General features: G+C 74.2%; 7 protein-coding genes. 6 read left to right on the top strand and 1 reads right to left on the bottom strand.

All coding sequences use genetic code 11. The features are described 5' to 3' along the window. Positions 1 to 62 precede the first annotated feature (62 nt). A complete protein-coding gene (locus tag ACGFN2_RS01105) occupies positions 63 to 1,421 on the top strand; it encodes a hypothetical protein (protein ID WP_393356540.1) in 1,359 nt (452 codons plus the stop codon). Positions 1,422 to 1,424: 3 nt separating this feature from the next. Here ACGFN2_RS01105 and ACGFN2_RS01110 read toward each other — a convergent pair whose 3' ends face one another. Continuing rightward, positions 1,425 to 1,991: a cell wall hydrolase gene (locus tag ACGFN2_RS01110; protein ID WP_393356542.1), complete on the bottom strand. Its 567-nt coding sequence runs from the start codon at positions 1,989 to 1,991 to the stop codon at positions 1,425 to 1,427. Between the two features lie 101 nt (positions 1,992 to 2,092). Here ACGFN2_RS01110 and ACGFN2_RS01115 point away from each other — a divergent pair, with 101 nt between their 5' ends. The 5 genes from ACGFN2_RS01115 to ACGFN2_RS01135 all read left to right on the top strand — a co-directional run bounded on the left by ACGFN2_RS01115 (position 2,093) and on the right by ACGFN2_RS01135 (position 8,521). Beyond that, on the top strand, positions 2,093 to 3,322 hold the full coding sequence (locus tag ACGFN2_RS01115) for a S1 family peptidase (protein WP_393356544.1): 1,230 nt from the start codon (positions 2,093 to 2,095) through the stop codon (positions 3,320 to 3,322). Positions 3,323 to 3,499: 177 nt separating this feature from the next. Beyond that, the gene (locus tag ACGFN2_RS01120) at positions 3,500 to 3,967 is read left to right on the top strand and encodes an acyl-CoA thioesterase (protein WP_393356546.1); all 468 of its coding nucleotides are present in this window, start codon (positions 3,500 to 3,502) and stop codon (positions 3,965 to 3,967) included. A 180-nt stretch (positions 3,968 to 4,147) separates the two neighbouring features. Continuing rightward, the gene (locus ACGFN2_RS01125; RefSeq protein ID WP_393356548.1) at positions 4,148 to 6,169 is read left to right on the top strand and encodes a LodA/GoxA family CTQ-dependent oxidase; all 2,022 of its coding nucleotides are present in this window, start codon (positions 4,148 to 4,150) and stop codon (positions 6,167 to 6,169) included. Continuing rightward, positions 6,166 to 7,293: an FAD-dependent oxidoreductase gene (locus ACGFN2_RS01130; protein ID WP_393356550.1), complete on the top strand. Its 1,128-nt coding sequence runs from the start codon at positions 6,166 to 6,168 to the stop codon at positions 7,291 to 7,293. Before ACGFN2_RS01125 ends, ACGFN2_RS01130 begins: the two co-directional genes overlap by 4 nt. Before the next feature lie 328 nt (positions 7,294 to 7,621). After that, a complete protein-coding gene (locus ACGFN2_RS01135) occupies positions 7,622 to 8,521 on the top strand; it encodes an oxidoreductase (protein WP_393357152.1) in 900 nt (299 codons plus the stop codon). Positions 8,522 to 8,857 lie beyond the last annotated feature (336 nt).

An 8,857-nucleotide genomic window follows, 5' to 3' on the forward strand; every position in this document is an offset into this window, starting at 1 on the left:
GGACCACATCGGGTGGGGCTCCGGTGATGTCCTGAAAGTGCAGTTCGGGTAGCGTCGAACACATGAAGACCGCAACTCGTCGTGCGCTGATCGGACCAGTCCTCCTGCTGGTGGCCGCGCTGCTGGCGGTGGCCGCCGCGATGGCACCCCGTGCCCAAGCCGCCGGCGGACTCGACGAGGCCGCGGCGGCCCTGGAGAAGGGCCCGGTGTACGTCGATCCGCGCGCCGCCGACCAGCTCTCCGACGCCCAGGCCGACGCCCTGGCCAAGAAGATCAAGGACGCGGACAAGCCGATCTTCGTCGCGGTGCTGCCGCGGGCCGCCGAGTACCCGCCCGCCACCCTGCTCCAGAACCTGCGCACCAAGGTCGGCGTCAGCGGCGTTTACGCCGTCGAACTCGGCAACGGCTTCAACGCCGGCGCCGACCCCCGGGTGATGTCGCGCAACGCGGTGCAGAACCTCGTCGGATCGGTCAAGGGCTCCGCCTACCCGACCGTCAATGAGCGCCTGAACAGCTTCGTCGACACGGCGGCACGGTCGGCGCACGGCCGGGCCCCCGCTTCCTGGGGCGGCACCGGCGACAGCGGCTTCGGCACCGGCACGGCGATCGGGCTCGGGGTGCTGGTGGCCGTCGGCGGCGGTGGCGCCTACGCCATCGCGCGCCGCAACCGCAGGCGCCGGATCGAGGAGGAGCGGGCCGCGCTGGAGGACCTGCGGATCGTCGTCGACGAGGACATCACCGCCTTCGGCGAGGAGCTGGACCGGCTCGACTTCCACCCCGGTGAGACCGGCGCCGACGAGGCGATGCGCGCGGACTACAGCCGCGCGCTGGACTCCTACGAGAACGCCAAGTCGGCGATGGCGGGGGCCCAGCACCCCGGCGAGGTGCAGGCGGTGACCCAGGCCCTGGAGGACGGCCGGTTCTCGCTGGCCACCCTCGCCGCCCGCCGGGAGGGCCGGCCGCTGCCCGAGCGCCGGCTGCCCTGCTTCTTCGACCCGCGCCACGGCCCGTCCGTCGTGGACGTCCGGTGGGCGCCGGAGGGCGGCGCCGAGCGCACCGTGCCGGTCTGTGCCGCGGACAAGAGCCGGATGGACGACGGGCGGGAGCCGCTGGCCCGTACGGTCAGGACCGCGAGCGGCGACCGCCCCTACTGGGACGCGGGCCCGGCCTACGGCCCCTGGGCCGGCGGCTACTTCGGCGGCGGCCTGCTGCCCGGCCTCCTGGTCGGCACCCTGCTCGGCAACATGATGATGTCGTCCGCCGCCTATGGCGCCGACTTCGGCGGTGCGGGTGCCGAGGGCGGTGACTACTCCGGCTCCGACTTCAACGCCGGTGACTTCGGCGGCGGCTTCGGTGACGGCGGCGGTTTCGGCGACGGCGGTGGCTTCGGCGGGGGCGGCTTCGACGGCGGAGGCTTCTGAGGCTCAGCGCTCCCGGGGCGGGTCCGCGAAGTCCCGCCCGGCCCGCCCCGCCCGCTTGACGCCCAGGAGCCGCCGATAGCGCGCCCGTGCCGCGAAGTCCGGGTAGCGCCACACGACGGGCCGGCCGGCCTCCCGGCACAGGTGCAGGACCTGATCGGGGCCCAGGTGGACCCCCACGTGCGCACCGTAGCCCGGTGGCCGGTCCTCGGCCGGGCCGCCGTCGAACAGCACCAGGTCCAGCGGTCGCGGACACTCCACCCGGTGCGTCGCGACGGTGTCGGCCCAGAGCTCGGCCGAGCGCAACGGAGGGATCAGCAGGCCGAAGTGGCGCAGCACGGCGTAGGCGTAGCGCTGGCAGTTCGCGCCGCCGGCCAGGTCGTCGAAGGGGTCCGGCACGGGGCGGCCGGGGGCACCGGCCGCCCCGTCCACCGCGTGTGACGGGCATTCAGGTGTCGCCGCTCCCGGATGGCGGGCACCCGAGTAGGTCACGTTGCGCAGGGCCTCCGGGAGCTGCCGGAACGCCACCGTGCCGTGGGCGGTGGGGACTTGGCGGCCGTATTCGTCGAACACCCGGACATGATGCCCAAGGCTCCCTCGTGCCGCACGCCCCGGTGTCGAGCACCCTCACCACATCGGTCCGACGTGCACTCGACACCGCGAGGAGATCCCCGATGCAACGCCGCTTTCACAAGGCAGCTCTCTGGGGCGCGACCGTCGCCGCCGTCGCGGCGGCCCTCGGGCCGTTCAGCCCGGCGCACGGCGATCCCCGGCCCGGCCCGGCGTCCCGTCCCTCGCCCCGCGGCATGCTCGACGCGATGCGCCGCGACCTCGGGCTGACCGCGGTGCAGGTACGGACCCGGCTCGCGCAGGAGACGGACGCGCACCGCGCCGCGGCGGCCGTGCGCCGGGCGCTGAGCACCCCGCCCGCCGGGATGTGGTTCGACCGGACCACCGGCAAGCTCGTCGTCGCGGTCACCGGCGCCGCCGACGCCCAGGTGGTGCGCGCCGCCGGAGCGGTCCCCAAGACGGTGCCGCACAGCTGGGCCGCGCTCACCGCCCTGGTGCGGCAGATCACCGGCCGGGCCGGTGACGGTGTCCCCGGCGTCACCGGCTGGGGGGTGGACGAGCGCGCCAACGGTGTCGTGGTCCGCATCGACCGCACCCGGCACACCCTCCGGACCGTCCGCTTCGAGCACAGCGTCCGTGCGATGGCGGCGCGCTCGAAGATCCCGGTCACCGTCGAGCGCACCGACCAGACACCGCGTCAGCAGGGCGGCACGGTGGTCGGCGGGGAGCGCTGGATGCCCGGCAACGACGGCATCTGTTCCATCGGCTTCTCGGTGACCGGCCCGGGAGACTTCCAGGGCTTCCTGACCGCCGGCCACTGCACCCTCACCGCCGACCAGCCCGCGTACGGCAAGGACGGCAGCCGGATGGGGACCTCCAACGAGGGCGGCGGGCACAGCATCAACGGGCACGAGGGGGACTTCGGGCTGGTCGGGGTCGACCGGCCGGACTGGACGGTCAGCGCGAACGTGGCCGGGCAGGGCGGTGCGCCGGTCACCGTCACCGGCGCGCAGGAGGGCCTGGTCGGCATGTCGCTGTGCCACTCCGGGCAGAGCAGCGGCTGGCACTGCGGGGAGATCACCCGGGTCGAGCAGACCGTGGACTACGGCAACACGGTCATCGAGGGCCTGTCGTTCACCAACGCCTGCTCTGCGCCCGGCGATTCGGGCGGTTCGTATGTCACCCAGCCCAACGCCCCGAAGGCGCTGGGGGTGCACTCGGGCGGTGGTGCCGCCGGCTGCGGTGCCTTCGGCGGTGCCACCCTCACCATCTTCCAGCCGGTCGGCGAGGCCCTGGAGAAGTGGAACCTGCGGCTCAAGACCGGCAGCCCCTGACGTGTCCGTCCCCTCGCTGCCACCGGGCCCCGGTCATCGCCTCCGGGCCGGGGCCCGGTGGCAGCGAGCAGGCCGCCGGCCCCTTGACCACCCCACCTACGATGTGAAGCCAGTGGCCAATGAGGCCCGGGGGCCCGAGGGGGCGAACCGGTGTCTGCGGGGAGCGGGAGGCAGCACGTGACAGAAGCGGCGGAGCCGGCGGCCGGTACCGACGCGGCGGAGCCGTTCACCGTGGAGATCACGGTGCGCGGCTACGAGACGGACACCCAGGGCCACCTCAACCAGAGCGTCTATCTGCAGTACGCCGAGCACGCCCGCTGGTCGCTGCTCCAGGCGAGCGGCATCCGCCAGAGCACCATGGTGGAGCGCCGGGTCGGCCCGGTGACCGTCGAGACCACCATCCGCTACCTGCGGGAGCTGCGGGCCGGTGACGAGGTCGCCGTGAGCTGCGCGTTCGTCTGGGGCGCGGGCAAGACCTTCCGGATCGAGCAGACCGTACGCAAGGCCGACGGGACGGTGGCCGCCGAGGTGAGCGCCGTCTGCGGCCTGCTCGACCTCACCGAGCGCAAGCTGCTGAAGGACCCGCGGGCGGCCTTCCGCGAGCTGGCCGAGGAGCCCGCGCTGCTGGGGCTCGCCGACGGCTGACCGGCGCGGTCCACGGCGCCGCGCCGGCCGCGGCGCGGGGACACGGGGGCACCGGGCGCCGCCGACCCGAAGGGGTGAATCCGTTCATCCATTGCGATGCCAGGACGTCACCGCGGGCAGCGGGCTGATCCAGGTTGGAGCCGTCGGGGGGATCACCCGCGCCCAGCGAAAGGCTCCTCGATGGACACGCAGATCGTCCGGATCAAGATCCATCCCGCGATCGGCATAGCCCGGGTCGGCAACAGCGACCAGCCGCCGTTCATCGGCCCGGAGTCCCCGGACCAGCCGCCGCTGCCGCCCGGCTCGTACAAGGACGGCTCGGGCAGGGTCATCCGGCAGGCCGCCCGGTTCCGGGTCTACGGCTACAACCAGGCGGGGGAGGCCGTCCGGGAACTCAAGCTGGGCGAAGCGGGCGTGACCGAGATCAAGTGGTCGGTGCACCTGGCCAACAAGAAGGCCGCCTGGTACCAGTTCCACCTCGCGCTCGACATCCGTGAGGCCCTCAACCTGACCACCACCCAGCTGCGCCGGCGGAACTTCGACGTCACGGGAGCGAACCGCAAGAAGCTCGTCATCGACGCCGGGCGCAAGCAGATCCGCGCCTCCCTGCACGAGAGCGTCGCCCTCACCGGGAAGATCATGAACCGCGCGGTCCCGCTGGGGTCGATCGCCACCCAGACCGACGGCCGTCTGCTGGTCGTCGGCGGCGCCGGCAAGTCCGCCTCCTACGCCAACCCCGAGAAGCCGATCTCCGGTGTCGTCAACAACGACACCTGGTACGACGACGTGTCCGACGGCCCGGTCACGGCGGAGGTCACCATCGGGGGCGTCACGAAGACCGCCAGCCCGGCCTGGGCCGTGGTCGCCCCGCCGCACTTCGCACCCGGCGTGAAGACCGTCCGCACCCTCTACGACCTGCTCCACGACGTCTTCGTCACCGACCGGACCCTGCCCGCCGTGCAGCAGGTCTCGTACCCGGAGCACATCGAGCCGCTGCTCGGCCGGTTCTGCGATCTGCAGTGGGTCAACCACGGCTTCGCCGCCCAGTACGGCTGGGCGGGCCCGCACGACTTCCGCGACCCGGCCCTGCGCAAGCGGCTCAACGACCCGGGCGAGGCCGGCCGGGAACTCCGCCGCCAGGTCTATGTCCAGATGCGCGACTACGAGCGGGACGGCACCTCCCCGCTGCCCTGGCCCTGGCTCTATGGCGACGCCATGTCCAGCGGCAAGCCCACCTCCGTCCGCCAGCACATCAAGATCTCCGGCGAACAGGACCGGATGCTGGCCCGCTGGGCCGACGGCCGGTTCACCCCCGGCCCGCCCCGCAAGGGCCACCCGGACGTGGACGCGGCGCCGGTCGCCGCACAGCCGGGGCTGCTGGACCGGGGCGCACTGGAGAACTGCGCCGCCGACGCGTTCCACCCGGGCTGCGAGGTCACCTGGCCGATGCGCCACAAGACCCTCTACTCCGAGCCCTTCCGCATCCGGCACCGCGCCCCGAACACCCCGGAACCCGACTACGGGGACGTGCTCACCGTCCAAACCGCCCTGGGCAGCAACGGGCCGCTGCACGCACAGGAGCCGGGCGGCCTCACCCGCTGGATGGCCGCCCCCTGGCAGTGCGACGCCGCGAGCTGCCGCTCCGGCTACCAGGTGCGGTCCGGTCTCGGCCCCCGCTACAGCCCCTATCTGCCCACCTTCTGGCCCGCCCAGGTGCCCAACCACGTGCTCAAACACACCGACTTCAGCACCGTCAACACCCCGCCGAGCGGCTCCGACGACAGCGCCAGGGAGAAGGCCTTCGAGAACCGGGCGGTCTGGCTGCGCGGCCTGCGCGGCACCGACGTCAACAAGCAGCGCCGGCAGATGATCGACGACTGGTACAAGTTCGGCATCGTCGAGACGCACGAGTACACCGTGGGCGACGCCAAGTTCCCCCGCTACCTCCAGGTGGAGTCCGAGCCCGGCTATCCGCCCGCCCTCGACCGCGCCAACCTCGTCACCCTCCAGGTGCCCGAGGCGGGCGCGCCCCAACGGGCGGGCGTGGCCGAGGTCTGGACCGGCGAGGTCGCGGCCGAGTCCGTCGAGGCGATGCTGGTCCACCAGGCGCTCCAGGAGGTCAAGGAGGCGACCGGCCGGGACGAGTCGGAGTTCGCCGCCGGATACCTGGAGAAGCTCGATCCGTTCCACGGCGCCCCGTGAGCCCCGGCGCCGCCTACGACGTCGTGGTCGCGGGCGGCGGCCCGGCCGGCTGCGCCGCCGCGCTCACCCTCGCGCGGGCCGGCCGGACGGTCCTGCTGGCCGATGCCGGCACCGGCCCGCCCAAGGCCGGCGAGGCACTGGTGTCCGTGGGCCGGCTGCTGCTCGCCGACCTCGGTGTCGCCGGGCCCGTCCTGGGCAGCGGCCATCTGCCCTGCCACGGCACCCTGTCCGCCTGGGGCTCGCCCGCGCTGCAGGCCGTGGACTCGCTCCACGACCCGTACGGCCACGGCTGGCACCTGGACCGCCCGCTCTTCGACCGGCGGCTGCGCGCCGCCGCCCGCACGGCCGGCGCCGAGGTCGCCGAGCACACCGCCGTACGGAGCCCCGCCCGGCAGCCGGACGGCACCTGGCGGCTCACCCTGCGCGAGCGCGCCGGCGGGAGCGAGCGCACGGTGCGCTGCCGCTGGGTGGTGGACGCCACCGGGCGGGGCGCCGCGATCGCCGTCCGCTCCGGCGCCCGGCGGCACACCGGAGACCGGCTGACCGCCCTCCACCTCACCCTCGATCCGGCCCCGCGCATCCCCGCCGACGGCCGCTCGCTCGTCGAGTCCGACCAGGACGGCTGGTGGTACACCGCCCTGCTGCCCTCCCGGCACCGACTGGTCGCCTACTTCACCGACCCCGACCTGCCCGTCGCCGCGGCCCGTGGCGGCGAGCGGTTCCGCGAACGGCTGCTGGCCACCCGGCACCTCTCCGTCCGGGTACGCCCGCACGGCCTCACCGCCCCGCGCCCGCCCCGCCGCGCCGCCGCGTACAGCGCCCATCTGGACCGGGTGCACGGCGACGGCTGGACGGCGGCCGGTGACGCCGCAGCCGCCTTCGACCCGCTCAGCTCCCAGGGCATCCTCACCGCCCTCTACACCGGACTGAGCGCGGGCCGCGCCGTCGACGCCCGGCTGCACGGCGACCGGACGGCCCTGGACGACTACGCGGCCCAGGTCGGCACGGCCCGCACCGCCTACCAGCACGGCCACCGCGCCGTACACGCCCAGGAAACCCGCTGGCCCGACCGGCCCTTCTGGTCCAGGCGACAGCGGCAGCTTCCGGGCGGCCCGGCCCGCTGACGGGCGCTGTCCGCCCGGCTCACCCAGAGCTGGGGCACCCGGCACACCCGCGGGGGCAAGACCATCTGGTGCGAACAACTCCTCACGGCGGCCTGAGCCCGCCGCCCCGGGGAGCGCGTTCCGGGGAGGCCCGCACCATGCAGAACTCCCGGCACCCCAGGCGGAGTTCCCGGACAGGCTGTGACATTCCCCCACCCCTGCGCGCCTTCCCGCCGGGGCCGTCACCTGCGCATACTCCAGGACCGCCGCGCCGCGGACCGCCGTGCGGCGGGGGAGGTCGCAGGCGGACCGAATCGCAGGAAGACCGATGGGGGAGCTGATGAGGGACATGGCGTCGGACACGGTGCCGGCGGCGGCTGCGGGAACCTGGGCGCTCGGTGACCTGGTGGTCAACCGGCTCGGTCTCGGCGCCATGCGCCTGACCGGCAGCGCTGCCTTCCACCAGGGCACTCCCCGAGACCGGGACCAGGCGATCAGGGTGTTGCGCCGCGCGGTCGACCTCGGCGTCAACCACCTCGACACCGCGGACTTCTACTTCTCCCGGCTGCGCTCCGCCAACGAACTGATCAACTCGGCGCTGGCGCCCTACCCGGACGGCCTCGTCATCGCCACCAAGGTCGGCCCGGCCAGGGACGCCGCCGGCGCGTGGACCGCCCCCGCACGGCCCGACCAGCTGCGCGGCCAGGTCGAGGCGAACCTGCGCCACCTCGGCCGCGACCACCTCGACGTGGTCAACCTGCGCCTCATGGGCCAGGACTCGCTCGCCGAGCACTTCGGGGCCCTCGCCGAACTGCGCGAGGCCGGGCTCATCCGCCACCTCGGGATCTCCCAGGCCCGCCCGGAACACCTCGCCGAGGCCCGGACGATCGCGCCGGTGGTGTGCGTCCAGAACCGCTACGGCATCGACGTGCCCGGCGGCGCTGCGATGCTGCACGCGTGCGCGGCGCAGGGCATCGCGTTCGTACCGTTCTTCTCGATCGCCGGGGACGGACGCGAGGCGGGAGCCGTCCGTGCCGAGCACGACGAGGTCCATGCCGTCGCCCGCGCCCACGGGGTGTCACCGGCGCAGGTGCGCCTGGCGTGGGTGCTGCACCAGGGCCCGCATGTGCTGGCGATCCCGGGGACCGGCGACCCGGACCACCTTGCCGACAACGTGGCGGCCGGCGCGCTGCGGCTGACGGAGGACGACCTCACACTCCTCGACGCGATCGGCCGCCCGGCGGCCTGAGCCGTTTCACCGGCCCGGTACCACCGAGCTGTTGCGCCGCTCCCGCATCGTCTCCCCGCACGCCCGGGTCACAGCCAACCCCGGGGCACAGCGAGTCGGCTGAGGCACCGGGGGGTCGGGTTTCGGTCGCCGCCGTGGCGGCGGAGGGGCCCGGCGGGGCCGGTTCGTGGGCGGCGGGGAGCGGAGAGCCGCAGGTCGGCGCGGGGGTGTGCGGGGCACGGGGCGGTCCGGGGGGCGTCGTCGTGACCTTGGCGCAATCAACTACCGCCTGTTGCAGCTGCGTTGACAGTGCACGGGGGTGGCCTCACGATGCAACGCGGCATCAGCGGGCTACCC

Source organism: Streptomyces sp. NPDC048612 (assembly GCF_043199295.1).
In the GTDB taxonomy this organism is placed as follows: domain Bacteria; phylum Actinomycetota; class Actinomycetes; order Streptomycetales; family Streptomycetaceae; genus Streptomyces.

What these genes read in the sequence shown, in the direction of transcription:
- ACGFN2_RS01115 (WP_393356544.1), top strand. Translation starts at nt 2,093, where the DNA reads ATGCAACGCCGCTTTCACAAGGCAGCTCTCTGGGGCGCGACCGTCGCC.
- ACGFN2_RS01135 (WP_393357152.1), top strand. Translation starts at nt 7,622, where the DNA reads ATGGCGTCGGACACGGTGCCGGCGGCGGCTGCGGGAACCTGGGCGCTC.
- ACGFN2_RS01105 (WP_393356540.1), top strand. Translation starts at nt 63, where the DNA reads ATGAAGACCGCAACTCGTCGTGCGCTGATCGGACCAGTCCTCCTGCTG.
- ACGFN2_RS01125 (WP_393356548.1), top strand. Translation starts at nt 4,148, where the DNA reads ATGGACACGCAGATCGTCCGGATCAAGATCCATCCCGCGATCGGCATA.